The organism is Arthrobacter agilis (assembly GCF_006494655.1).
In the GTDB taxonomy this organism is placed as follows: domain Bacteria; phylum Actinomycetota; class Actinomycetes; order Actinomycetales; family Micrococcaceae; genus Arthrobacter_D; species Arthrobacter_D agilis.
The window spans coordinates 359,119-384,021 of sequence record NZ_VHIM01000004.1; the positions used below are offsets into that span (position 1 = coordinate 359,119).

General features: G+C 68.3%; 26 protein-coding genes. 12 read left to right on the plus strand and 14 right to left on the minus strand.

The genetic code is table 11. The annotated features are described in order from the left end of the window. Positions 1 to 51: 51 nt before the first annotated feature. Positions 52 to 540, minus strand: a complete 489-nt coding sequence (locus FJV46_RS08620; RefSeq protein ID WP_370684673.1) for a MerR family transcriptional regulator — start codon at positions 538 to 540, stop codon at positions 52 to 54. Positions 541 to 714: 174 nt separating this feature from the next. On the opposite strand from FJV46_RS08620, the gene FJV46_RS08625 reads away from it, so the two are divergent. Continuing rightward, positions 715 to 2,238 carry a SulP family inorganic anion transporter gene (locus tag FJV46_RS08625; RefSeq protein ID WP_087028604.1) on the plus strand — a complete coding sequence of 508 codons (1,524 nt, stop codon included), beginning with the start codon at positions 715 to 717 and terminating at the stop codon, positions 2,236 to 2,238. 16 nt (positions 2,239 to 2,254) lie between these two features. Here the strand turns inward: FJV46_RS08625 and FJV46_RS08630 are convergent, their stop codons facing one another. Beyond that, positions 2,255 to 3,367, minus strand: a complete 1,113-nt coding sequence (locus FJV46_RS08630; RefSeq protein ID WP_087028606.1) for a hypothetical protein — start codon at positions 3,365 to 3,367, stop codon at positions 2,255 to 2,257. A gap of 231 nt (positions 3,368 to 3,598) precedes the next feature. Here FJV46_RS08630 and cls point away from each other — a divergent pair, with 231 nt between their 5' ends. The 5 genes from cls to FJV46_RS08650 all read left to right on the plus strand — a co-directional run bounded on the left by cls (position 3,599) and on the right by FJV46_RS08650 (position 7,146). Then, positions 3,599 to 5,071, plus strand: a complete 1,473-nt coding sequence (cls, locus tag FJV46_RS08635; protein WP_087028607.1) for a cardiolipin synthase — start codon at positions 3,599 to 3,601, stop codon at positions 5,069 to 5,071. Positions 5,072 to 5,160: 89 nt separating this feature from the next. Continuing rightward, a complete protein-coding gene (locus tag FJV46_RS08640) occupies positions 5,161 to 5,757 on the plus strand; it encodes a DUF305 domain-containing protein (RefSeq protein ID WP_197715698.1) in 597 nt (198 codons plus the stop codon). 218 nt (positions 5,758 to 5,975) lie between these two features. Then, positions 5,976 to 6,524 (plus strand): hypothetical protein, encoded by a 549-nt coding sequence (locus FJV46_RS08645; protein ID WP_087028609.1) that lies wholly within the window; start codon positions 5,976 to 5,978, stop codon positions 6,522 to 6,524. A 49-nt stretch (positions 6,525 to 6,573) separates the two neighbouring features. Then, positions 6,574 to 6,744, plus strand: coding sequence for a hypothetical protein (locus FJV46_RS15210; protein ID WP_158250091.1), 171 nt, complete (start codon positions 6,574 to 6,576; stop codon positions 6,742 to 6,744). Between the two features lie 21 nt (positions 6,745 to 6,765). Beyond that, complete coding sequence (locus FJV46_RS08650) at positions 6,766 to 7,146, plus strand: iron transporter (RefSeq protein WP_087028610.1); 381 nt, start codon at positions 6,766 to 6,768, stop codon at positions 7,144 to 7,146. Between the two features lie 170 nt (positions 7,147 to 7,316). Here FJV46_RS08650 and FJV46_RS08655 read toward each other — a convergent pair whose 3' ends face one another. After that, entirely contained in the window at positions 7,317 to 7,658 is a 342-nt protein-coding gene (locus FJV46_RS08655) for a hypothetical protein (RefSeq protein ID WP_087028612.1), read from the minus strand. Positions 7,659 to 7,766: 108 nt separating this feature from the next. Further along, on the minus strand, positions 7,767 to 8,309 hold the full coding sequence (locus FJV46_RS08660) for an HPP family protein (protein WP_087028614.1): 543 nt from the start codon (positions 8,307 to 8,309) through the stop codon (positions 7,767 to 7,769). A 64-nt stretch (positions 8,310 to 8,373) separates the two neighbouring features. Here FJV46_RS08660 and FJV46_RS08665 point away from each other — a divergent pair, with 64 nt between their 5' ends. After that, a complete protein-coding gene (locus FJV46_RS08665) occupies positions 8,374 to 8,859 on the plus strand; it encodes a MarR family transcriptional regulator (RefSeq protein WP_087028615.1) in 486 nt (161 codons plus the stop codon). Positions 8,860 to 8,937: 78 nt separating this feature from the next. On the opposite strand, the gene FJV46_RS08670 is transcribed toward FJV46_RS08665, so the two are convergent. The 3 genes from FJV46_RS08670 to FJV46_RS08680 form a co-directional block, all read right to left on the minus strand. Next, entirely contained in the window at positions 8,938 to 9,399 is a 462-nt protein-coding gene (locus FJV46_RS08670; protein ID WP_087028618.1) for a hypothetical protein, read from the minus strand. Beyond that, positions 9,396 to 11,885, minus strand: a complete 2,490-nt coding sequence (locus tag FJV46_RS08675) for a molybdopterin oxidoreductase family protein (protein ID WP_087028619.1) — start codon at positions 11,883 to 11,885, stop codon at positions 9,396 to 9,398. The genes FJV46_RS08670 and FJV46_RS08675 overlap by 4 nt, the downstream gene beginning before the upstream one ends. A 269-nt stretch (positions 11,886 to 12,154) precedes the next feature. Then, complete coding sequence (locus FJV46_RS08680) at positions 12,155 to 12,826, minus strand: peroxiredoxin-like family protein (RefSeq protein WP_158250092.1); 672 nt, start codon at positions 12,824 to 12,826, stop codon at positions 12,155 to 12,157. Positions 12,827 to 13,307: 481 nt separating this feature from the next. Between FJV46_RS08680 and FJV46_RS08685 the strand changes: the two genes are divergently transcribed. Further along, complete coding sequence (locus FJV46_RS08685) at positions 13,308 to 14,525, plus strand: glycoside hydrolase family 26 protein (RefSeq protein ID WP_370684674.1); 1,218 nt, start codon at positions 13,308 to 13,310, stop codon at positions 14,523 to 14,525. A 33-nt stretch (positions 14,526 to 14,558) separates the two neighbouring features. Here FJV46_RS08685 and FJV46_RS08690 read toward each other — a convergent pair whose 3' ends face one another. Further along, positions 14,559 to 15,407 carry a DNA-formamidopyrimidine glycosylase family protein gene (locus FJV46_RS08690; RefSeq protein WP_087028623.1) on the minus strand — a complete coding sequence of 283 codons (849 nt, stop codon included), beginning with the start codon at positions 15,405 to 15,407 and terminating at the stop codon, positions 14,559 to 14,561. 222 nt (positions 15,408 to 15,629) lie between these two features. Here FJV46_RS08690 and FJV46_RS08695 point away from each other — a divergent pair, with 222 nt between their 5' ends. Further along, complete coding sequence (locus FJV46_RS08695) at positions 15,630 to 15,881, plus strand: hypothetical protein (RefSeq protein ID WP_087028625.1); 252 nt, start codon at positions 15,630 to 15,632, stop codon at positions 15,879 to 15,881. 106 nt (positions 15,882 to 15,987) lie between these two features. Continuing rightward, on the plus strand, positions 15,988 to 16,392 hold the full coding sequence (locus tag FJV46_RS08700; protein ID WP_087028626.1) for a YtxH domain-containing protein: 405 nt from the start codon (positions 15,988 to 15,990) through the stop codon (positions 16,390 to 16,392). A gap of 214 nt (positions 16,393 to 16,606) precedes the next feature. Here the strand turns inward: FJV46_RS08700 and FJV46_RS08705 are convergent, their stop codons facing one another. After that, a complete protein-coding gene (locus tag FJV46_RS08705; protein ID WP_256940813.1) occupies positions 16,607 to 17,521 on the minus strand; it encodes an NAD(P)/FAD-dependent oxidoreductase in 915 nt (304 codons plus the stop codon). Positions 17,522 to 17,623: 102 nt separating this feature from the next. Next, on the minus strand, positions 17,624 to 19,789 hold the full coding sequence (gene malQ, locus FJV46_RS08710) for a 4-alpha-glucanotransferase (RefSeq protein WP_087028628.1): 2,166 nt from the start codon (positions 19,787 to 19,789) through the stop codon (positions 17,624 to 17,626). A gap of 202 nt (positions 19,790 to 19,991) precedes the next feature. On the opposite strand from malQ, the gene FJV46_RS08715 reads away from it, so the two are divergent. Next, positions 19,992 to 20,291, plus strand: coding sequence for a hypothetical protein (locus FJV46_RS08715; protein ID WP_087028630.1), 300 nt, complete (start codon positions 19,992 to 19,994; stop codon positions 20,289 to 20,291). Here the strand turns inward: FJV46_RS08715 and FJV46_RS08720 are convergent, their stop codons facing one another. Then, positions 20,292 to 20,765 (minus strand): MarR family winged helix-turn-helix transcriptional regulator, encoded by a 474-nt coding sequence (locus tag FJV46_RS08720; RefSeq protein ID WP_087028632.1) that lies wholly within the window; start codon positions 20,763 to 20,765, stop codon positions 20,292 to 20,294. Positions 20,766 to 20,827: 62 nt separating this feature from the next. Further along, positions 20,828 to 21,841 carry an MBL fold metallo-hydrolase gene (locus FJV46_RS15215; RefSeq protein WP_158250093.1) on the minus strand — a complete coding sequence of 338 codons (1,014 nt, stop codon included), beginning with the start codon at positions 21,839 to 21,841 and terminating at the stop codon, positions 20,828 to 20,830. 192 nt (positions 21,842 to 22,033) lie between these two features. Between FJV46_RS15215 and FJV46_RS15220 the strand changes: the two genes are divergently transcribed. Beyond that, positions 22,034 to 23,107, plus strand: coding sequence for a hypothetical protein (locus tag FJV46_RS15220; protein WP_158250094.1), 1,074 nt, complete (start codon positions 22,034 to 22,036; stop codon positions 23,105 to 23,107). Between the two features lie 216 nt (positions 23,108 to 23,323). Here the strand turns inward: FJV46_RS15220 and FJV46_RS15800 are convergent, their stop codons facing one another. Together FJV46_RS15800 and FJV46_RS08735 are read right to left on the minus strand one after the other, a co-directional pair. Beyond that, a complete protein-coding gene (locus tag FJV46_RS15800) occupies positions 23,324 to 23,428 on the minus strand; it encodes an MFS transporter small subunit (protein ID WP_414973594.1) in 105 nt (34 codons plus the stop codon). Position 23,429: 1 nt separating this feature from the next. Next, a complete protein-coding gene (locus FJV46_RS08735; protein ID WP_087028636.1) occupies positions 23,430 to 24,818 on the minus strand; it encodes an OFA family MFS transporter in 1,389 nt (462 codons plus the stop codon). Positions 24,819 to 24,903: the final 85 nt, after the last annotated feature.

Sequence of the window (24,903 nt, forward strand, 5' to 3'; positions counted from 1 at the left end):
CGGATCACCACGCCGGAAGCAGCGCTTCTACGGGCGGCCCGAGCGGTTCGGTCAGTAACGCGTGAGCACGTCGATGAACTCGTCGGCCCGGGCAAGGGTCTCGACCATCTTGGCCCGCCGCTCGACAGCGGTGGCCCGGTAGGCGGCCAGGCGGGCTCGCAGGCCCTCGGCCGATGCCTTATCGCTGTCCTGCTGCAGGGCGTCGAGCACCGCCAGCAGATCGGTCATCTCTTCGAGCGAGAACCCCAGCGGTTTCATCCGGCGGATCACCATCAGCCGCTCGAGATCATCCTCGCTGTAGACCCGGAACCCGCCCTCGGTGCGGGACGTCGCCGGCAGGATACCCACCTCGTCGTAGTGCCGGATCGTCCTGAGGGACAGACCTGTACGTTCCGCAAGCTCACCGATATGCATGGTGCGCGTCGAGGACGGCGCACCCCCGCCGGTATCAGACGCTTCCGCATCGACTGCCAGCCGATCATCGGTCCGATCGGCGTGGCGCCCGGACCGTGCGGCGACCCCCGCTGAGGCATCGTCCATCGTTGCCCTTCTTCCCATCGCAGTTACAACCTCACGTGACGTCAGGTTAGAGTTTAACGGTTACTGCGCCTCCCGCAGGCCTTCTGTACACCGGCGTACAGCCTAGCTTCCACGCTCGACCGGCGAACAAGCTCCTCCCGCCGCCCTGTACTCCGACGCATGAAGGAATCTGTCATGTCAGCAGCCGCGCCCACCGCGACACCAGAACTCACCCCTGTCGAACGCCAGTCCGTCGCGCGTACCCTCAGGAACCCTCGCCTGCTCAAGACCGAGGTCCTCGCAGGGCTCGTGGTGGCGCTCGCCCTCATCCCGGAAGCGATCGCGTTCTCGATCATCGCCGGCGTCGATCCCCGCCTCGGCCTGTTCGCCTCCTTCACCATGGCTGTCTCCATCGCATTCCTCGGCGGCAGACCGGCGATGATCTCGGCCGCCACCGGCGCAGTCGCGCTCGTGATCGCACCGTTGGTGGCAAGTCACGGCGTCGACTACTTCATCGCGGCCGTCATCCTCGGCGGCCTGTTCCAGGTGATCCTCGGGATCACGGGGGTGGCGCGCCTCATGCGCTTCATCCCACGGTCGGTCATGGTCGGATTCGTCAACGCCCTCGCCATCCTCATCTTCATGTCGCAGGTGCCCGAGCTCATCGGCGTCCCCTGGCTCGTGTACCCGATGGTCGCCGTGGGACTCCTCATCGTCTTCGGCCTGCCCCGCGTCACCCAGGTGGTACCGGCCCCGCTCGTCGCCATCGTGGTGCTCACCGTGTTCGCGGTTCTGGCGAACGTGCTCGTACCGACGGTCGGGGACAAGGGCGAACTACCCGAGAGTCTGCCCTCCCTCTTCTTCCCGAACGTCCCGCTGACTCTCGAGACGCTGCAGATCGTCGCCCCGTTCGCCCTGGCCCTGGCCGCCGTCGGGCTCCTCGAATCCCTCATGACGGCCAAACTCGTCGACGACATCACCGACACCCGCTCGAACAAGACGCGCGAGTCGTGGGGACAGGGGGCAGCGAACATCATCACCGGGTTCTTCGGCGGCATGGGCGGCTGCGCCATGATCGGCCAGACGATGATCAACGTCAAAGCCTCCGGAGCACGCACCCGGATCTCGACGTTCCTCGCCGGGATCTTCCTGCTCATCCTCGTCGTCGCCCTGGGCGGCATCGTCGCGCTCATTCCCATGGCCGCCCTCGTCGCCGTCATGATCTTCGTGTCCATCGCCACCTTCGACTGGCACAGCATCCAGCCCGCCACCCTCAAGCGCATGCCCAAGAGCGAGACCACCGTCATGCTCGCCACCGTCATCGTCACGGTGTGGACCCACAACCTCGCCATCGGCGTGGGCGTCGGAGTCCTCGTCGCCATGGTGGCCTTCGCCCGCCGGGTCGCCCACTTCGTCACGGTCGACCGCACCGAGGAGACCGTCGACGGCGAGCGTCACGCCACCTACACGGTGAACGGTGAGCTTTTCTTCGCTTCCTCCAACGACCTCTACACGCAGTTCGACTACGCCCTCGATCCGCAGCGCGTCACCATCGACCTGCACGGCTCGCACCTGTGGGACGCCTCGACCATCGCCGCACTCGACGCCATCCAGGAGAAATACCACTCCCACGGCACCGAGGTGGACGTCGTTGGCCTCAACGAGGCGTCGTCCATGATGCGCGAACGTCTCGGAGGGAAGCTCGGCGCGGGTCACTGATGCGCGCGACGCTCGCTCACGAATTGGATTCGTCCTGTTCCGCGAGCTCACGCCGTTCGCGCTCCCGTCTGCTGTACGTGGCGTCACGCACAGCGGCATCACCGTCGAAATTCGATCCGAGTGCGCCTGCGAAGATGCCCAGCGATGCCGACAACCAGCTGAGGTTCGCGTAGTCGGCGAGCGAAACGGGATGCCCGAGCTGTGACCGCAGATAGCCGCCCGAGATGATGGCGAGGGAGCCGAGCAGCACCGCCAGGTAGAGACCCGCGTACATCACCATCACGCTCAGGAACACCGTGACGACTGTCGCCGTGTTGTCCAGCGCCGCGGGTGTCCGATCGACCTCGGTCTGATGGGTGGACCACAACCCGTTGTGGACGATCAGCCAGCCGGTCAGGGTGAGGACCGCCAGCACGCTGACCAGGAGGAGCCGTAGCGCACTCGAGGAATCCGCCATGTTCCAGATGGAGGCATAGAAAATGCCGAAGGCTCCTGTCGCCATCGCGGCCGCGGCCGCACTGGACAGGGAACCTACGAGTCTGCCCGGCCGGTTGCTGCGGACCATCCCGCCCAGCAGGCGCCATCGGCCCCACCGTCCAGCGATGGTCCGGTAGTTCGTTTCCGGTCCGGCCTGCGGATCTCCCGGTCCGTGCGCTTCGCCACTCGCCGAGCCGTCACCCGCCGACCTGCCTGCACGGTTCGGATCGCCGTCATGATCGGCAGCAACCTGCGGGCCGGCCAGTTCCGCGATGACCCGCAGCAGTTCGGTCCGCAGCTTGTGCCGGATCCGGAAGCCACCGAAGGCGGGAAGCGAGATCAGCGCCCCTCGACAGGTCGCGTCCCATTCGGTCACGAGGGTCCGGTGGTCATGGGTGCGGGGCAGGTCGGTGAGGTACACCACGAGATCCCACCCGTGGGTGGCCCGGAGCCCCTCCGCCCGTTCCATGAGGGCGATCCGCCCGTTGGTGTCCAGTGGCAATGTCTGGCGGCTGACCTGCACTTCCCACGACGGCTCCGACGATTCCCGGTCACCGGTCACCCAGCCGATGTCCTCGCGGATCGTCGCTTCGAGCTGACGGGCGAGCCGCTCCGGAAGCCCCGGGTCCGCCATCAGACCGAGAACAGCCATCGTGTGCACTTCCTCCTCTAGGTCCTGCCCGGCATGCCGTCGCTACCCTTCCACTGTTGGTCCCCGGTGCCAGCCGTCGTCCCGTTCTATCAATGAAACGGCCCACTGTCGCAGTGCTTGCGGAGACGCAATTGTGCCTTGACCCTCCTGGCATGCCCCTGTTTGGTTGGCTGCGGGTCCACCCGGCGTGCAACGCCGGCCCGTCGAATCGTCCCCGAGGTCAGAGTCAGCATGGATTTTCAGCAGTGGTGGGGGTCTGTGCCGGCTTCGATCACCGTCGGCGTGACGATCCTGGACATGGCGATCCGGCTCGCGGCTCTCGGGATCGTGCCGCACAATCGCCGGCCGGCCGCAGCTCTGGGGTGGCTGACTGTCATCTTCTTCATGCCCGTCATCGGTCTGGTCCTGTTCCTGCTGCTCGGCACGTCCACCCTCGGGAAACGGCGGCGGACCCTCGAGCAGCACGTACCGGAGCAGCACTTGCCTGCGGGAACACTCCAAGGGGCGAGCACCGTGGTCGACGCCCTGCCGGAGTGGGCGAGTGCCATGGTCCGGATGAATGAGAGCAACGGCGGGCTTCCCGTGACGACAGGCAACAGCGCCGATCTGCTTCCCGACTATGAAGCCAGTATCGACGCGATGACCGAGTCCGTCCGGCAGGCGGTGTCATTCGTCCATGTCGAGTTCTACATCGCGGTGTCCGACGACACCACCGAATCCCTGTTCCACGCCCTCGAGGAAGCACACCACCGCGGTGTCCAGGTGAGGGTCCTGCTCGATCACGTCGGCAGCGCAGGATTTCCCGGGTACAAGGCGGCGACCAGGCGGCTCGATGGGGCGGGAATCGCCTGGCGGCTCATGCTTCCCGTCGCCTCCCCCCGCTTCCACTACCAGCGCCCGGACCTGCGCAACCACCGGAAGGTCCTCGTCATCGACAATCGAGTCGGTTTCACGGGCTCGCAGAACATCATCGACGCCAGCTACAACAAAAAGTCGAACAAACGCCGCGGGTTGCAGTGGCGCGACCTGATGGTGCGCATCGAAGGGCCCGCCGTCCCGCAGCTCAACGCGGTCTTCCGCGCCGACTGGACCGCGGAGACCAACGAGGACATCCCCGACAATGCACCACCCATCGCCGGTCCGCCGCCGGGCCACCTGTCCTGTCAGATCCTGCCCAGTGGGCCCGGGAACACCAACGAGTCGAACCTCCGACTGTTCCTCGCGATGATCTACAACGCCCGGGATCAGGTCACGATCTGCAGCCCGTACTTCGTCCCCGACGAATCCCTCCTCCTGGCCGTCACCTCCGCCGTCCAACGCGGTGTGGAGGTCCGGCTGCTGATGGGCTCCACCTCGGATCATTTCCTCACCCACCATGCCCAGCGCTCCTACTACGAGATGCTCCTCGCCGCCGGGGTCGCCATCCACCTCTACCCCGAGCCGTTCGTCCTGCACTCGAAGTTCGTCGTCATCGATGGGCAGGTCAGCGTCGTCGCGTCCTCCAACATGGACATCCGCTCCTTCGCCCTCAACCAGGAAGTCAATCTCCTCGTCCTCGACGCCGACTTCGCCCGGCGCCTGGGCTCACTCACCGATGAGTACATCGACGGGAGCCACCAACTGCACCAGGACACCTGGGCCGAACGCCCCCTTCACGCGAAATTCCTCGACAACGCGTGCCGCCTCACCGCCAACCTCCAATGACACCGCCTCCGGGCGCCGATGCAACCAACCAGAAACCAGGAAACAGAGAACAGAGAACAGAGAACAGAGAACAGAGGAAGGACATCACGATGAACGCGAACCCGAAGGACCAGCAGCAGGGTGACCAGCCCTCGGCTCAGGCGAAAGAGGACGACGGCCGTCGTCGTGAACGCCGCATGTACCTGAGATTCGGCATCATGATCGCCACGTCGACCGTGGTGATGTTCGTGCTCACCTACACGAACGTCTTCCGCATCGATCACGTGCGCTGGAGTGAGGAACGCTTCTACATGGCCCTGCTCATGGGTAGCGCGATGGCCATCGTGATGCTGTGCTTCATGTGGTCGATGATGTACAAGAACGTCAAGATCAACTTCGCGATCATCGTGGGCGTGGTCATCCTCGGCGGTGCGGCGCTCGGCCTGTCCAGGTCCCAACTGCTGGTCGACGACCTGGCGTACATGAAAGCCATGATCCCGCACCACTCGATCGCGATCCTGACCAGCGAACGCGCCGGCATCGACGACGTCCGGGTCCGTGAACTCGCGGACGAGATCATCGAAGCCCAACGTCGGGAGATCGCGGAGATGAACTGGCTCATCGAGGACATCCAGGAAAACGGCGTCGTCACCACCGAGGAGGACGCCGGCCTCCGGCCGGTCCCCGAGTTCACGGTCAGCCCGTAGGCGCCGGAAGTGCCGCAGGATGCCACAGAAAACACCGCCACGGGGTGAAAATTGCCCAGCGGGCGTGGCAGGTTTCGGCCGAATAACGATGCGGCACAACGGGCGCTCTGTGCTTGCGCCGAAAAAGTAAGGCTGCTTACGGTTGGTTGGTACCGCCCCGGGTTTCACCGCACGCAGGCAGAGCCCGGGGACACTTTCCACCACGTTGGAGGATCACCATGACGACACGCAACCGCCACAGCACCCGCCTGGCCATCGCAGGTATTGTCGCCGCCGCAGGGCTCGGCCTCGCAGGCTGCAACACGGAAGGGCCCGAAGAGGGCGTCGATGTCGAGGACATCAGCGAGGGCGAGATCGCCGAGTCCTCCCCCGCAGCCGACCCGGAAGTGTCCGGCGTCCCCGAAGCCGCTCCCGGCCTGGGATACAGCGGCCTCTACGACCAGAACTTCTACGACGAGGCCGACGCCTACGTGGGCCAGGAAGTGACGGTCTCCGCCGAGGTGACCGAGAACATCTCCGACGACACGTTCGTGATCGCGGGTGCCGATGACACCGCAGTCGACCCGCTGCTGATCGTCGAAGAAGTTGAGGTCCCCTCCCTGAACGAGGGAGAGGTCGTCCAGCTCACCGGCACCGTCCAGGAGAACTTCGACGTCGCGGCTGCCGAGGAGACGCTCGGCATGGATCTGGAGGACGAACTCTACGCCGACTACATCGGAGAGCCCTACCTCTCTATCACCAGCGGCGAGGTCCTCGAGGAAAACTGAGCCGACCCGATCCAGCACCCAGAAAGGTCACCGGGAAGGGAGCCTGACAATGCAGCAGCAGAAGCTACCCATGTACCCGACGTCCTCCGAGGCCACCGGTCCGCAACTGGACAGGGCGCGCGCCCAGGGAGAGGCCTATCGGGACGCCCTGACCTACCTGGTCGAGGAGGTCGCCCACGACGGCGGAACCTGGCAGGCCGGCGAGTACACGGTGGGCTAAGCCATCAAGGACGCCGAAGGCATGTACCGCTTCGACCACGGCCAGTTGACGTGGCAAAACCCGGACGACGGGAACGCCCACGTGGAGATCGCCGTCCAGGACGCGTCCGACGGCCGGTTCGTGCCGGCCCTATCGGTCAGCGCGACCCTGATAACACCCGGAGGGCAGGGACTGGGACCGCACGCGCAGGAGCTGGTATGGCACCCCATGCTCTATCACTACGCCCGGAACCGGACCCTGCCCGAGGACGGCGAGTACACCCTCAGGGTGCACATCGAACCGCCCACCTTCATGCGCCACGACGAAATCAACGGTCGCCGTTTCACCGAAGCGGTCGACATCGAATTCACGGGCGTCCAGATCGAACGCGGAGCCGAATCCGTCACCCCGCCCACGCCGTGACCCCCGGATGCCACCGCGTCCAGTCGCTGAAGCGCCGTCCGCGCTGCCAGCCCCGGTCAGGGGTTGGCAGCGTGGTCCGGTCGCGACGGAGAGCGGGCTTCCTCGTGTTCTGGTCCTCTCCGGTTGCACTCAGGGAAAGCAGGAGGCACACACCCGGAGCCCGGCGTCGTTCAGTCCCGCACTCCCGCCGCAGAACTGGTGAGGAACACACCATCATCCTTCACCCGGTCGATCGCGTCTGCAGCTTCGAAGCTGTTGTTGCCCAGACCGGAACCGTCGATCTCGATGTAGCCGAGCCGGAGCAGACGCTCCCTCCGCTCCTCGGGCAGGTCGGATCGGGCATCGAAGGCAGAAACCAGGGCCCCTGCGATGCCGCCTAGGCCCTCCGATTGCTGGCCCTCAGCCGTCACCGCCTCAGGATCTCCCATCTTGACTCCGGCAACTGTTCCGACGGCGTCTCCCGACGCGTCGAAAACGGTCATTCCTTCACGGACGGACTCGAGGGTGTTCATGACGGTCCTTTCGAGGATGTCGGTCGATATACATGCCGTGGAACCTGTCTATCCGGCGGTTCGTCGAGTTGTCGAGGACAATTTGTCCCGATCCGGGCATTGCCGGCCCTAACCGGACGTCGCCGGAGCAGGCTTCGTCCCGAGGAGGATGTTGAGACCCCATCCCACCGCCGTGATGAGGACGATGGCTCCCAGCATGGACAACAGTTGCGCGGGAGCTGACAGGATCCCGAGGCTGATGATGAGTGTCGTCGCCCCTGCAGGCGGGTGCGGCTTCTTAGCCCACGTCAGCACGAGCGTGGTCAGGGCGACCGAGAGGGCCCCGGCCGCCAGATGGGCCGGTGTGAGCCCACCGGCCGGCGCCGACGGATCGTCCTGCAGGCCGAAGCCGTAGAGGCAGGCGGCTCCGGCGAGAAAGCCGACACCATGGCCGATCAGGGCATTGGACGGACGGGATGATTTCTCTCCGGGTGACTCGAAGAACAGCATGACCGTGGGACCCAGGCTGGGGAACAGCCATGGCGCATGCAGCGCCAGTCCGACGGCGCCGCTGGCGGCGAGGACGATCAGCGACAGCAGGGCAGCGTAGAGGGCGCTGCCCACCCTGTGGTGGGATGCGCGCAGCCGGGCGTGGAGCGAGTGCGGGGACATGGTCGGGATTCTCTCGGTCGTAGGGTTTTTGCGCCCGACCAGCGGGCCATCCGATACTGGAGACATGGGCGCAGAGGACGAAGCGACGAGTGGGGAGACCGACCTCGACACCGTTGTCCGGGCGTCCAGGGTGTTCGTCGCCGTCGTAGCGAAGTCGATCGCCGAGGTGGACGACCTCGTGACCCCGCCGCAGTGGCGGGTGCTGGTCCTCATCGCGACGCGGGGGCCGCAGACTCTCGGCGCGGTGGCGGTGGACCTCGGGGTGCATCCCTCCAATGCCACCCGGACGGGCGACCGCCTCGAGGCTGCCGGTCTGGTCCGGCGAGTGGACGACCCCGATGACCGCCGTCTTCTCCGCCTCGCACTGACCGATGACGGGCGGGCGCTGGTCGATCGGGTGATGTCCCACCGGAGGCGGGCCCTCGGTGAGGTGGTTTCCCGGATGAGCCCCGATGACCGGCACATGCTCGAATCTGCACTTGCCGCTTTCGCGGAGGCCGCCGGCGAGACGCCCGACGACACGATGAACGCAGCGCTCGGGCTGGGCTGACCGGAGGACCACGCCGGTCGCTGCAACTGCACTGCACGCCACCGGTGAGCCAACCGTGCAGGACGCCGGAGCACACGGTCACTCGGCGACAAGCAGAGCCTGCGGAGCAGCCTGCTTCATCCGGGTCTTCAGCCACTTCAGCTGCGTACTCGTCTGGCCGTCGCACGCCGTCACCACCGCGAGGAGTTCCTCGTCCCTCAGCCCTTGGGCGGCCTGCTTGATCATCGTCCAGGTGATGTCCACCAGGCTGGCCAGGAGGTACAGGTCCTGAAGGTCCCGAAGGAGTCCGACGGGACCGGTGCGCGTGTCCTCCAGCCCATCCGCGTGCAGGCGCTCCGGCTCGTCGTCGTCCGCCACCTCGCCGTACCGCCGGATGACGGGTGCGAGCGCTTCCTGATGCTGATCGCACTGGGCGGCGAGCGATTGGCAGATGAAATGGATGTCGGGCTCGTCGCCGTGGCCCTCGGACACCTGCCGGAACGAGTCCGCCAGGGTGCCCTCGGACGTGTGGAGAAGCCCGAGATACACAGGGAGTTTCATGAGCGCTCCTCCTTCGTCGCGACCGCCGGCGGGTCGACCGGCGCTAGGGTCTCGGACGCCTGCGCTGCCGGCCCGCCGATGGTCGGCAGCACGGCCCTGCGGCGCCCTCCCCTCCCGGCCGGGCGGGAGGCCGTCGTCGTCGGGGCCATGGATTGCCCCACCCCGTCGGCAACCGTCTCCACCCGCACGGCGGCGTTCTTCAGTACGGGCTGTTTGGACACCGGGTCCCACTCGGTGATGGTGAGCTCGTTCGCTGCCCGGTACCGCCCATGGGGCTCGCCCTCCTCGTCCCAGTAGCCGTAGTGGAACGGCGCGAAGATGCTGCCGTCACGGATGCCACTGACCCGCACCGACGCGGTGATGTGACCACGGCGTGATTCCACCCGCACGACGTCGCCCTCACCGAGTCCGTAGGACTCGGCGTCGGAAACCGACATCTCCACCCAGGCGTCGGGGGCTGCGCCGTTCAGCTGGGGAGAACGCCCGGTCTTGGTGCGGGTGTGGAACTGATAGACCGTACGGCCGGTGGTGAAGCGGAAGGGGTACTCGTCGTCAGGGGTCTCGTGTGCCGGATGGTAGGGAGCTGTCTTGAAGATCGCGCGCCCGGCCGGATTGTTCGCCTTGTACGTCTCGGGTCCGACCGTCGCCCCCGTCAGCAGGTCGTGCCCGTAGCTCTCACAATAGCCGGGATCCGTGGGGAACACCCCGTCCCCATACAGGCGCACCGTGCCCTCGGGATGCTCCTCGTTGCACGGCCAGGGCACCCCACTGCCGCCGCGCAACGTGTCGTACGTGATGCCGGTGTAGTCGCACGGGCGCCCGCGGCTGCACTCGGTCCACGCCGTGAACGCCTCCTCCGGCCCGCTCCACTGCAGCAAGGGGGTGCCGTCCAAACGCGTGAATCCCATGCGCCGGGAGTAGTCCAGGAAAGTATCGAGATCGCTCCGGGCCTCACCGGGTGGCTCGACGGCCTTCTCCGACAGGTGCACCGTCCGGTTGACGTTGGTGAACGTCCCGGTCTTCTCTCCCCACGCCGCGGCGGGCAGCACGACGTCGGCGTACTGCGCGGTCTCGGTCAGGTACAGGTCCTGGACCACGAGGAACAGGCTGTCGGCCGTGAGGATGTCCCGGATACGGGACAGCTGCGGCAGGGAGACCGCCGGGTTGGTCGCCGAGATCCACAGGAACTCGATCGAACCCTGCTCGACATACCGGAAGATCTGCATGGCGTGCGTCGGCGGGGCCCAGTGCGGGATGATCGCTGCATCGACCTTCCAGAGGTCCGCGAGTTCCTGCACGTGCTCGGGGTTCTCCCAGTTCCTGAACCCCGAGAGGTCACCGTCGGCGCCGCACTCGCGGTTGTTCTGGGCCGTGGGCTGTCCGTTCATCTGCAGGATGCCGCACCCGGGCTTGCCGAGCAGCCCACGGAGCAGGTGCAGGTTGTTGACGGCGCAGGACGACGCCGTTGCCTGCGACGACTGGTAGAAACCCTGCAGCACCGTGGACAGCACCCGATCCGAGGTCCCGAAGATCTCTGCCGCCCGCCGCACGTCGCCGGCATCGACTCCGCAGGTCTCCGCGACGGCGTCGGGCGTCCACGGCTCCACCGTCGCCCGCAGTTCATCCACGTTCACGGTGTGCTGATCGATGTACTCCTGGTCGATCCACCCGTTCACGAAAAGTTCCCGGACCAGCCCGTGCATCAGCGCCAGGTTGGTGCCTGGGCGGACCCGCAGGTGGACCTCCGCGTGGCGGGCGACCTCCGTCTCCCTCGGATCCACGCACACGATCCTCGGCCGGTCCCGGCCCGCGATGCGGTCCAGGACCCGCATCCACAGGACGGTCTGCGTCTCGGCCATGTTGTGCCCGAACAGGAACATCGCATCACACTCGTCGATGTCGACATAGCTTCCCGGCTGGCCGTCGGAGCCGAACGATTCCTTCATCGCGGCCGCCGCCGACGCCGTGCACAGCCGGGTGTTCCCGTCCATGTGGGGTGTGCCGATACCCGCCTTCCCCACGATCGCCTGGGCGTAGTACTCCTCGAGGAAGAGTTGGCCGCTCGTGTAGAAGCCGTGCGAGAGAGGTCCTTTCCGATCCAGCAGGTCCTTGCTGCGGGAGACGATGCGCTCCATCGCGGTCTCCCAGTCGGACTCGACCAGGACCCCGTTCTCGCGTACCAGCGGTCGCGTCAACCGATCCTTGTTGTCCACTCCCTGCCAGCTCGCGAACAATCCCTTCGGGCCGAGCCGCCCGTGATTGACGATGTCCGCCGACCGGCCGCGGACCCCCACCATCGAGCCGTCCTTCACGGCGATGTCGATGCCGCAGCCGTTGCTGCACAGCACGCAGGCCGACTGCACCCACCGCTCCACCTCGGACTCCCGGACACCCTCGGCCAGTACCTGGTCCACGCGGACGGGCCACCGCTCGTGCCGCGCGTACGGGGTGCGTGTACCCCAGACCTCTGCAATGCGGTCCACCATGTCGAACTCCTCATATGTCAGGCGTCGGCGGCGAGGTCGTGCCCATCATCACGTCACCTCCGGCGCACCTGCGAGCAAACATATTCCTGATAATTGCACCCTCGCAACCAGTTATTTCGGGGTTGCAGAAGCGAGGATCGAGGGGTGGGAGAACGCCGGAACAGGGCCGGGTGGCCGGCCGAGGGGTGTGTCTGCGTTGGACTGCCGGCCGCTCAGATCCGGTCAGGCACCATCTCGGGCTCCGGTCCCGCGGCACCGCTGCGGACGGGTCAGAGCGCCACGAGGGTATCGATGATGTCGCAGGTCTCCGTGCGCGAGGTGTAGTCCACGCGCACGTCGATAAGGCGGATGGTGCCGGTGGCGTCGGCCACGACCACCGCCGGGTAGGGTATCGCCGCGGTCCGATCCATGTTGGAGCCGACGACGTCGATGCCGAGGGCTGAGCGTGCCTGCATCGAGTCCGCGCTGGGCGTGGTGACGATCCCGAGCCGGGCAGCGAGCCGGTTCCCGCCGTCGGAGTAGATGTCGAGGTACAGCCCGGCGTCCCGCGCCGCCCGCGCGGCCCGCTCCGGGGCTTGGGGGCTGATGGCGATAAGCCTGGTCCCGAACGCCTCGACGACAGGAAGAAGCTCCCTCTGGTAGGTCTGCAGCGCGATGTTGCAGTACGGGCACCAGGAGCCGCGGTAGAAGACGAGGATCGCTGCCGCTGAGTCCAGCAGGTCCGCCAGGCTCACCGCCTGACCATCCGCCGCGTACAGCACGGCGTCGGGCAGTGGATCGCCTATCCGGGCCACGCCGTCGGGTAACCCCTCACGCCGCAGGTCCTCCTGCTCGCGCGCGAAGACCGCAGCCAATTCCGGTCCCACCTGGGCCTCGAACGCCGGCTGGAACTCCCTGACCTGCGACGCGATGGTTTCCGTGAACGCCGCTCGTTGCCTCATTCGTTCCCCTCCGGGCCGGCAGCGGAAGCCGCCCCTGCGCATCCGACACCATTGTGGGTCAGGCCCCATCGATGCACCACCCTCCGCTCGGTACCGCCCCCGTACCGTGACCTCGCCGATCCGCGCGCACGAGCACGCTCGGCCGGTATCCGGTATCCGGTATCCGGTGTCGGCGGCCAAGCCTTTTCTTGAGCTTCCTCTCGAGCTTTTTCTTGAGGTCCCTGCACGGCCGACACCATGTTCGGGCCCTTCCCGGGACACCTGCTGCGCAAAATCTGCAGAAATCCTTGGCCACACTTCGGCGCAAACCTACTTTCGGCGGATACGCCACCCCGCACAATGGAAGAGGACCTGCGGCCAGGCGGGACCGATTGACGCCCGGGCGACCGCCCGGCGACGACGGCAACCCCGGCACAAGACCGGAATGCCAGGCCACGGGGCCCGGAGTCAGCCGGGCCCCAGGAACAGCGAGGACACGATGATGCACACTTCCTACGTTCACGGACTCGGTGTCCGCCTGTTGCTCCTGACGTCCGCCGTCGCCCTCCTCCTCGTCGGGCTGACCCCGCCGCCCGCCGACGCGGCAGCGATGGTTACACTCAGCAGCACGTCGGGCCCCGCAGGAACATCGGTCACCGTCACAGGTGCCGGTTTTCCGAAGAAGACGCAGGGGACGCTGGTGACGGGGACCACCAGCGTGACCATCACGACGACCGGGGCAGGCGCCTTCCAGTCCGCCATCACGGCTACGGGATCGGGTGACCTCACCATCACTGCGACCGCCGGCGGCGTCTCCGCTGCGGCCCGCTTCACCGTCGTCGCGCCGGTTCCCACACCGACGACGACGAAGGCCATCCGGTTCGGGGTTGGGACCGCAGGAGGGCCCGCGGCGAACGGCGAGCTGGACGAGGTGGCGGCTCTCGCGGGCGAGGCGCCGTCGATGGTCCTCTCCTACAAGGACTTCAACCAGCCGGCTCCCATCGCCGAGCTGAATGCCGTCCGGGCGCGCGGCGCCGACACGCTCCTGACCTGGGAACCGTGGACCTGGGGTGGCGGCACGCAGCAACCCGCCTATGCGTTGGACCGCATCACCGCCGGGGACTTCGACGCCTACCTCCGGCAGTGGGGACAGGCACTCGGCCAGTGGGGGCAGCCGGTGTACCTCCGCTTCGCCCACGAGATGAACGGCGACTGGTACCCCTGGGCAGAGGGCGTGAACGGTAACGGCGCCGGAGACTATGCCGCCGCCTACCAGCACGTGCACGACGTCGTGGAGTCCACCGGCGCCACGAACATCAGCTGGGTGTGGAACCCCAACGTGCCCTACTGGGGCTCCACGCCACTTCCGCAGCTCTACCCAGGAGCCGAGTACGTGGACTTCGTGGCGCTCGACGGCTACAACTGGGGCACCTCGCAGTCGTGGAGCTCCTGGCAGGAGCCTTCGAACCTGTTCGGTGACGGCCTCGCGCAGCTGCGGCAGCTGGCCCCCGGGAAGCCGATCGTCATCGCGGAAACCTCGTCCTCCGAACTGGGCGGGTCCAAGGCACAGTGGATCAGCAATCTCGTCGGCTATCTGTCCGCCCAGCCGGACGTGGTCGCCCTGGTCTGGTTCCACATCAACAAGGAAGCCGACTGGCGCATCAACAGCACGACCTCGTCCGCCGACGCGTTCCGGTCGGCACTGGCGACGCGTCGCTGACGGCGGCCCTACGGCGCCTCCCCGGGCCGACGGCTACTCTTCCGACGGCGCGGGGTCAGGAACTCTGTCAGGAACTCCGTCCGCGGATGCCAGCGGCTGGCACCGTGGACACCACCAGGTGCGGCGTCGGCCCGGATCACCCGGCACCTCCGCCCTGACCCGGATGCCTTCGCCGCACCGCAGGCACGGCTTCCCCGCCCTGCCTGCCACCCAGTGCCGCTCACCCCTCCTCGTGTTCCCCGTGGTCACCTGGTAGGCGCCGGTGTGGGTCGCCGAGAAGCGGAGGCAGCGGGCGCCGAGCGCGACGAGCGCAGGTACGTCGACGGCGCCCATCGGCGAATCCGGATGCGTTCCTCGCAGGAAGCACAGTTCGTTGGCCCACAGATTGCCGAACCCGGCAACCTTTCGCTGATCGAGCAGCGCCGCAGCGACACGTTCGGCCGGATCGCGCTGCAACCGCAGTACGGCCTCCTTCGCCGACCAGTCCCGGCGCAGCGGATCCGGTCCCAGATGCCCGACGACGTCGACCTCGGCCCGCGTGAGCAGCAGCCCGACCACGGGGAGATCGAGCCCGTAGGCCGTCGGGCCGTCGCGGACCCCGAGGATCACCCGCGCGTCCGGGAGAAGCGCGCGCGGCAGGGTGCGCCCGCGAGCGGTGACGGTCCAGGAGCCCTGCATGCGGAGGTGTGTGTGGAGTGTGAGGCCGGTGTCGAAGCGGGTCAGAAGGTGCTTGCCGTGCGTTTCGTGGCCGATCACCCTCATCCCGTCCAGGGCGTCGGTGGCATGGGCGGGAACCCGGAGGTCTCCTCTCGCGAGCACCCGGCCGTCGAGCGATCTCCGTAACCGCACCGCGAGCCGGAAGACGCTGTCGCCCTCAGGCAAGGGACCTCCCCGATCGTTGCTTCCGCCTCGAACAGTAGCTGCTGCCTCCGACACCCCGGCAAGCGCTCGGGGCCGGGCCCCGCCGGGCAGAGCCCGGCGAGGAGCAGCTTCCGTAATACACGGCCTGCCGATATTCTTTTCCCGTGCCGGCCCAGCCGGCATGCGTGGTCCAGAAGCGGGCCCGGTCCCCGTGTCCGCGTCCGTACCACCGAACAGGCCCCCATGAGCACCAGACTCTCCCCCGCCGATGACTTCCCCGACGACCTCACCGCACTCGATCTGCCCGATGTGGAGGTCCTCAACAGCAGGATCCACCGCGAGCTCGACTACGAGTACGAACACGACGGCGAGCCCGCCATGGAGACCGAGATCCGGCACGAGGAGGTCACCGAGGAACTCGACCGCCGCGAACAGCAGCCGGAATCCGCTCCGCTACGGCCCGAGATCGTCGGGTCCGCCCACCGCACCTCCTGATCGGGCGCACCTCCCCGGGGTGGTCACCAGGGGAAATTCCTCCTCCACGTGTCGGCCCGCGTGCACTAGATTCGGAAAGAACGCAGTCCATCGAAGGGAGCACCGCATGAAGAACAAACTTGTTTTCGCTGCAGGCATGGCCGTCGGGTACGTCCTCGGGACGCGCGCCGGACGTGATAGCTACGAGCAGATCCGGTCCAAGGCCCAGGACCTCTGGAACAGCCCCAAGGTCCAGGACACCGTCAGCAGTACCACCGAGACGCTGAAGAACAAGGCGCCCGAGGTCCAGGATTCGTTGAAGGGCGCCCTCAAGAAGAAGGGGTCCGGGGACGCCACGAGCGGCGGCGGTTCGGGCGACTCGGGTGACTCGGGTGACTCATCGTCCGGGGCGGACAAGACGACCGGCGGCAGCGCCGGAAGCACCGGTCCCAGCGGCGGCGATCCGCGCTCCGTCGAGGAGACCCCGTTCCAGACCCAGGAAGACGACACGCGACCCGACCTGAAGGCGTAGCGCCTCCCGCTGAGCAGCGTCCTCGCGGCGTGCCGCAGCCTCAGCTGCGGGATGCCGTGACGTCGGCACCGCGGCGTGACGTCAGCGCCGCATCGTCATGTCGGCAAAGGCCCCGGCGACCGTTCGTGTCGCCGGGGCCTTTTTGCGCGTTGTCGGCTGTCCCGCGTCATCGGCTATCCACGGGCAGCACGCCGAGGCGTCCGGCTGCATCGCGCTACACCCGCCCGCCGATCGATGTCGCGTCGAGCGCCGTCGCGCATTCCTCCTCCACCAGCCGCGCGTTGAGAGCCACGGCCAAACGATAGGCATCGCCCGCCGCCGGGAGCAGCTGCGCGGCCGGGTCCGCGGCATTCCCGACGGCCCAGACGCGGTCCACCGACGTCCGGCCGCTGCCGTCCGTCACCACGCACCCATCCTCCCGAAGACACCCGAGGGCGTCGATGACGGGCAGCCCTGCGTCGGCTCCCGGCTCGCAGAACAGGGCCTCGCACGGCACCTCCGTCCCGTCGTCGAGCAGGAGCCCCGCGAGCGCAGCCGGCCCCGTGCCCGCGTCGGGCACGGTGATCAGTTCCTGCACCAGACCCTCGACCACCCGGACCCCGCGCGTGCTCAGGCGCCGCTCGTCGTCGTCGGACAGTGGGCGCGAGGAGTGCGCGAAGAAGGTGACGTCGTCGGACCACTGCCGGACGAGCAGCGCCTGGTAGACGGAGGTGGGGGCGAACCCGAGTACCCCCAGAGCGCGGTCGCGCACCTCCCAGCCGTGGCAGTAGGGGCACTGCAGGAGTCCGCGCCCCCAGCCCTCCCGTGCTCCCCGCAGCTCCGGCAGGACATCGCGGAGCCCCGTCGCGAGAACCAGGTGACGGCCCTCGACCACGGAACCGTGACCGAGAGTCACGCACCAGCCGTCCCGGGTACTGCTCGCGCCCTCCGCCGTGCCGTCGAGGAACGAGACCCCGTAGGGCTCGAGGTCCTCGCGGGCGAGCGCGACGAGTTGGCGGGGCGGGGTGCCGTCACGGGTCACGAACCCGTGCGCGGCATCAGCGGGAGCATTGCGCGGCGTGCCCGCGTCGATGACCAGGACGGTGCGCCGAGAACGTCCGAGCACCAGGGCCGCGCTCAGGCCGGCGATGCCCCCCGCCGACGATCACGACGTCGAATGTGTTCTGTGGGTCCATCGTCCCATCCGACCATCAGGGGAATCCGGTGTTCCAGCCCGAACTTCCCCTTGCGGTCAGGCGGTCGAACCGGCAGGGTCGGCGCCCTGCGTGGCAGGACCCAGTGCGGCGACGAGCGACGCGAACCGCTCGTTCCGCGCGAGGTCGTCCACCAGCACGGCGGCTCCGTCGGCATCCGCGAGCGGGATGCGCCAGTTCGGGTACTCGTCGTTGGTGCCGGGCTGGTTCTGCGTCCGCTGCTCCCCGACGGCGTCGGCGAGCGCCACGCCCAGAAGCACCGAGGGCGTCTCCGCGATGAAGGCGTGCAGGGCCTCGACCGTCTGCTGCACGGATACCGCTCCGGCCGGCAGCAGCCCTCGCGATCGCAGCAGGGACAGGAACTTCTCCTGGACCGCACGGTCCTCGGCCTGTTCCTCCTCCACCGGACGGCTGAGCAGACCCAGGCGATCGCGCAGCTTCACGTGCTCACCGGCGAGGTAGCCCGCGCTGGGCGGCAGATCGTGGACCGTCACCGTGGTGAGGCAGCCCTGGCGGTAGGACTCCGGCGGAAGCGGGCCGTCCTCGTCCTGCTCGAACCAGAGGATCGAGGTCCCGAAGATGCCGCGCTCCGCGAGGTACTCCTGTACTCCCGGCTCGAACACGCCGAGGTCCTCCCCTATCACGACGGCCCCGGCACGCTCGGCCTCCAGGGCGAGGATGCCGATCAGTGCGCGGTGGTCGTAGTACACGTACGCTCCGGCGCTCGGCGCCTGGCGCTGCGGGATCCACCACAACCGGAAGAGTCCGAGGATGTGGTCCACCCTGATGCCCCCGGCGTGCCGGAGGATGTTGCGGAGCATGTCACGGAATGGTCGGTAACCGGCTTCCGCGAGGCGTTCGGGGTGCCACGGCGGCTGACTCCAGTCCTGCCCGTGCTGGTTGAACATGTCCGGCGGGGCCCCGACGCTGATCCCCGTGGCCAGGACGTCCTGCAGCGCCCAGGCGTCGGCACCGCTCGGGTGGACCCCGACCGCGAGGTCGTGCACCACGCCGATCGCCATGCCCGCGCCTGTCGCCTCGAGCTGGGCCTCCTGCAGCTGCTCGTCGATCAGCCACTGCAGCCACTCGTGGAAGCCGATGCGGTCCGCATACTCCTCGGCCAGGGCACGAGCACCGTCGGAGCCCGGGCGTCCGACGTCGTCCCACTCCGGCGCGCCCGGCTGGAGTGTCTCGGCGAGCGCGGACCACAGCGCGAAATCGGCCAGCCCCTGCCCCTGGTGGGTCCTGTAGGCGTCGAAGTCCTGCTGCCGCTGCCCGGGGAGCTCGACGGCGTACACCAGTTCCAGTGCCTCGAGCTTGGCCGCGTAGGCGGAGTCGCGGTCGAGCAGGTCGGTGGTCCGGTTGGCCGGCCCGAAGCCCGCAGCCAGCTCCTCGACCCTCCGGCGTGCGGCGTCGTCGAGCCGCGCGTGTTCGGGGATGTCCTCGATGCGGAGGTAGAGCGGGTGGAAGAAGCGCCGCGTGGTGGGGAGGTAGGGCGAGGGCTCCACGGGAGGTTTCGGTTCCGCCGCATGCAGCGGGTTCACCAGGACGAACCCGCCGCCGTGCTCCGCGGCCGCCCGTGCGATCCCACCGAGGTCCGCGAGATCGCCGATACCCCAGGATGCGGAGGAGCGGACGGAGTACAGCTGCGCCATGAGGCCCCAGGTGCGGCCGCCCATGAGGGCCGCCGTGGTACTCAGGCGGTCCGGCGTCACCACGAGCGTGCAGGAGGACTCCACGCCGTCGACGCTCGCGTGGATGGTGTGCCAGCCGAGCGGCAGGGCGTGCGGCAGGGTACCTTCGCGCCGCTCGATGTCCTGTCCGTCGACGTAACGCGTGCCGACGGCGTCGCCCATCATGCCGGTGTAGCGGACGCCGTCCTCGTCGACGGCCCAGAAGTCGACGTCCGAACCCACCGGGACGTGCAGGCGGACGGGGTCGGCATCGCTCTGCCGAACGACGACGACGGCGGGCAGCACCGAACGCCACGGCCCCGCCTCGACCTCCGCCAGGGCGTTCCCGACAGCGGCGTCGGACGACGCGTCCACACCGAGGGCACCCAGGACGGTCACGAGTGTCTCCGGCGCCACGCGAGCAGGTTCGCCGTCCCACCCCTTGAAGGTGGTGCCGACGCCGTGCGCCTCGGCCAACTGGTCGAGCCGGGTCTGGGGTGCGGGTGCTGGGTGCTGCGTCGTGTCGGCCATACTCCCAATCTAGGCGTCCATCAGCATGCTGCGCATTCTCCGCCTCGTTGCATGACCCGGTGCGCGTGCTCGAACGTGACCCGCCCTCCGCTTCTCCAGGCCTCACGGCTGGTCCGCCTAGCAGGATCGCCGACGCGCGGCAAGGCCGGGACGGATGCCCTGTCGATCGACCGCGCCTCCTCGGCCGGTGCGACGGTGGACCATGGCCTACTTCCTCGAGTACCTCATCCCTGCGGAGAACGGCGGCGCGGACGTCCCGGTCGGGGACGCCGCCGTCGTCGGTGGAACGCCGCAGGGCGTCGTCCACCTGGACACCCTCCCTGCACGGAGCCGTATCGCGGCCGAGGCGATCGAGGGCGCGAGGACCGAGGCCGAGAACCTCCTCCAGCACAGCAAGGCGGAGACCGGCGAACTCTACGACGATCCCAGCGACTCGCTCGAGGCGGGGTCCGGGCGGAAAGTGGCTACCTTCCGCCCGGGCGCGGGGTGGAGCGAGAGCTGATCACCAGGTGTCCCTGGTGTAGGTGCTGTTCAGCCGGGCGATGAGCGATCCGAGGACCTCCACATCCTCCGGACTCCAGCTGCGCATCAGGGCCGTGAATGCGCTGCGGCGGCCCGTCTGGGCAGCAGCGAGCTGCTGCTCGCCGAGCGGCGTCAGCAGGACGCGCTGCGAGCGCGCGTCGAAGGGGTCGAGTTGCCGTTCGACGAGGCCGAGTCCTTCGAGCGCTGCGAGCTGTCGGCTCACCGAGGGCTTGCCGACACCGATGCTCAGGGCGATGTCCGTGGCGCGCAGGGACCCCTCGCGCTGCAGGAGCGTCAGAATCCCGTACGCGGCGGGCTCCATGGCGGGGTGCACGTTCTTGGCGAGAGCATGGGACGTGGTGCGCTCCCGCCGCCACAGCACGCTGGTCTGCTCCTCGAGCACCTCGATGGCGCGATCGAACTCCGGGGCATCGTGTCCGTCCGCTGTCTCCATGGAGGCATCGTATAGATGCCCCGGGCAAGCAGGGTAGGAATCAGCGGAAAAGTCCGAGTGTGTCAGCCGTCGGACAGCCCGCCTGCCCGGACGAAGTCGCGGTGCATCTCGGTCTGGTTGAGTGCCGAGAGGAGCTGGAAGCCGTGCAGGCCCTCCCAGCCGGCTGTCCAGGTCAGGCGCGATGCGATCTCCCACACGCTCCGCTCCGGCCCCGGCTCCCCGAGGACCGCATCGACCTGCCGGGCCCGCGTCAGGTGGTGCTCCGCGCACTCCGTTGCCCGCTCCGCCAGCCCGGTGAACCGGAAGCCGTGCCCCGGCAGCACCTCGTAATCACCGAACGGGGCGAGCGCCGCGACCGACCGGACGTAGTCGGACAGTGGATTGGACGACGTCGGCCCGCCGAGGCCGAGTCCCGGGAACACCGTCGGCAGGACGTGGTCGCCGGTGAGGATCAGTCGACGTTCGTCGTCGCGCAGGCAGAGGTGCCCCGCGGTGTGCCCGGGAGTGGACATCGCCACGAGTCCGAACCCGGGAACGGGTAGCTGCTCACCGTCCTGAAGGTCGCGATCGACAGCCACGACGAGCCCCTCGGGCGATCGGTCCACGTACTGCGCGAGTTCGGCCCGGCGGGCCTCGGGCACACCCCAGCACTCGAGCCGGCCGAGTGCCTCGTCAAGGTCGAGGAGGCGCGTGCTGTGCCTCGCCAGGGCTGCGCGCTCGACGGCATGCATCGAGAGCTGCGCGCCGGACGCTCGGCGGAGCCGTGCGGCCATGCCCACATGGTCCGGGTGGAGATGCGTCCCGGTGATGCCGGAAACGGCAGCCGCGCCCAGGAACTCCGGGGCGACGACGGCGAGCGCCGCGAGCAGCCTCTCCCAGTTCTCGTCGGAGTCCCACCCGGGGTCCACGACGTGCACCCCGCCGTCGTCGGCCACCAGGAGGTAGGTGAACGAGTACGCCAGGTGCCCGCCGGGCATGGGCTGGGCGAGGGACCACACGTCATCGCGCACGCGGTCGAGCGGCGGTAGCTCCCCGCGCCCGATGGCGTCCGTCTGCTGCGTGCTCGTGCTGTCCATACATCCCTCCTCGGCGTTCGTCCATTCAAGCAGGGCACGGCGGCAGGCGCTGCTCCTTCGGGGTGGCAGCCCGGCTCGGGCCGTCAGACCCGCGGGGGCGTCACACCGGGTGTGACACTCCGGCGCGGGTTTGCGCCCGATGCCGGGGCCACTCGCCGTAGACGCCGCAGACGCCCGTGCGAGGATGGCCGCATGACGGTGACCCCGGAGATGCTCCTCGACGGTCCGCGCGGGAGACGGCTCTGCCTGAACCTGGCTCTGGAACTCATGCCGGCGCTTTGGCAGCCCGTGATGCAGTGCGGCGGCGCCCTCGACCCTGCAATGGGAACGGGCCGCGTCCACCTGACCCTGATGGTGCCCGACGACGACGCCGGTCGCCCCCTCGACGACGGCCCGTGGAAACCCGGTGACGTGGCCCGGCTGCTCCGCTCCTGCGATCCCGGCGGTGTGACCGAACGCCTCATCGGGCGGGCCTTCGACGCGTCGGTGTCCGTGGCGCGCGGCTGGCAGGAACCCGAGGGCGAGGACTTCCTCGCCGCGCTTCCCGAGATCCGCGAGGCGCTGATCCCACTGGCCCGAGCCGTGCTCGCGACCGCCGCCGGGGCCTCCTACGACGCTTTGCGACAGGCCGAACAGTGGCATCTGGACTGGCGGGTCCCGGAGGACCCGGTGCGCCTGCCGTCGTCGCCCCGCCCTCAGCTCGCGGCCTGGGCAGCCGCGACCCGAGCCGAGGAGGAGCGCGCCCACCACGACCGTCCGCGGGATCCCCGCGCCCCCTACTCGGGGACCTGGTGGTCGCATCCGGAGCGCCTCCTGCAGACCGTCGGGCACATCCCGTCCTCCTTCGACCGCGTCGAGGACCTCCCGTGGGAGGAATTCATGACGGCAGTTCCGATCCGGGGAACAGGCCGCACCTACGAGATCGCGGCGGAGGAGGACTGGGCGGCTCTGTGCCGTGACTTCCCCCTCGACGTGACCGCTTCCCGACGCCACAGCTGGTTCAGCGTGACCGGCCGCGACGGTGACTGGGTCATTCCGGACTGGGAGAGCGTTGCATCCGTCTGGGACGCCGTGCATCTTTCCTCACTGGCCTACCTCCGCTGCGCGACGAGGTCCATCACGGTCGACGACGCGCGGGCGTCCGTGATCGCCGGGTGGAACCCGGACACGACCATCTGGCTGACCGACGTCGCCCGCGAACGGGTGGAGCCCCGCCAGTCGTGGCGACGGTCCCGAGCATCGGACGAGTGGGAGCGGACTGCGTAGGCCGAGCGCTCGACGTCGCCCGCCAGACCCGCGGCAGAGCGTCAGACCCGCGGGGGCTTCACCGCGGGTCTGGCAGCCCGGCTCGGCGTGCCCCCAGGAAGGGCCGCAGCCCGGCTCGGCGCGCCCCCAGGAGGGCCGCCTCCGGGAGGGGCCTACACGCAGGAACGCCCGCCGGCGGACGGGTGTCCACGGGCGGGCGTCCGGTGATGCGTGCGGTCAGCCGCCGAACAGGGCCGCGACGCGCGTCAGGGTCTGGAAGATCCCGTAGACGAGCGGCACTCCGACGAGCGCCCAGACGACGGCGATACGTGCTCCGGTCATGTCAGGCCTCCTTCACTGATTCGCGCTGGGTGCCCTCGACCGGCTCGTGGAAGCGGGGGTCGACGGGCTTGATGAGCAGATTGGCGATGAACCCGACGATCAGCAGGCCCACCATGGTGAGCAGGGCCGGCTGGTAGGCGTTGGCCGTGAGCTCGCCGGGTGTGCCCTGTGCGTCGAGGAAGGCGTTGACGATCAGCGGTCCCGCGATGCCGGCGGCAGACCACGCGGTGAGGAGCCGTCCATGGATGGCACCGACCTGGTAGGTGCCGAACAGGTCCCGGAGGTAGGCCGGCACGGTGGCGAACCCGCCGCCGTAGAAGGAGATGATCACGAAGGCCAGGGCCACGAAGAGAAGCGTCGTGGAGGATCCGGCCAGGGCCAGGATCAGGTAGAGGGCAGCGCCGACGCCGAGGTACACCATGTAGATGCGCTTGCGGCCGATGATGTCCGACGTCGTCGACCAGACGAAGCGCCCGCCCATGTTGCCGATCGACAGCAGACCCACGAACCCGCCGGCGATCGCGACAGACACCGCCGTGGTGCCGTCCGCGCCGCGGAAGAAGTCCTGGATCATCGGGGAGGCCTGCTCCAGGATGCCGATGCCCGCCGTGACGTTGCAGAACAGGACGATCCAGACCAGCCAGAACTGCCGCGTCTTGATGGCGTTCGTCGCGGAGACGTTGTCCGAGGTGACCAGGGCCTTCGACTTCAGCTGCGACGGATCGAAGCCTGCCGGCTTCCAGCCCTCCGCAGGCACCTTGATGGTGAAGGCGCCGAACATCATGTAGATGAAGTAGACGACGGCGAGGGTCAGGAAGAGCTTGCCGACGGCGTCACCGCTGGCCACCCACCCCTCCGCACTCGAGTTCGGATCGTACATGCGCAGGAGCTGCGTGGAGAGCGGGCTCGCGATGAGCGCCCCGCCGCCGAAGCCCATGATGGCCATGCCGGTGGCGAGTCCGGGACGGTCCGGGAACCACTTGATGAGCGTCGACACGGGCGAGATGTACCCGATGCCGAGGCCGATCCCGCCGATCACGCCGTAGCCGAGATACACGAGCCACAGCTGGTTGGTGAAGATGCCGAGCGCGCCGACGAGGAACCCGGAGGTCCAGAACAGGGCCGAGGTGAACATGGCCTTGCGGGGTCCGTTGCGGTCCACCCAGGTGCCGAGGACGGCGGCGGACAGGCCGAGCATCACGATCGCGATCGAGAAGATGATGCCGATCTGGGTGAGCGTCGCGTCGAAGTGGGCCACGAGCGCCGTCTTGTAGACGCTCGTCGCGTAGGCCTGGCCGATGCACAGGTGCACGGCGAGAGCCGCCGGTGGAATGAGCCAACGGTTGAACCCCGGTGGCGCGATGGTGTGGTCGCGGTCGAGCCAACTCATCGAGTACCTCTCTGTCAGAATGAGTGGCCGCCCCCCGGCCATCGTTGATGAGGGCAATTATGCTGTGCGTCACACCAAACAGCGA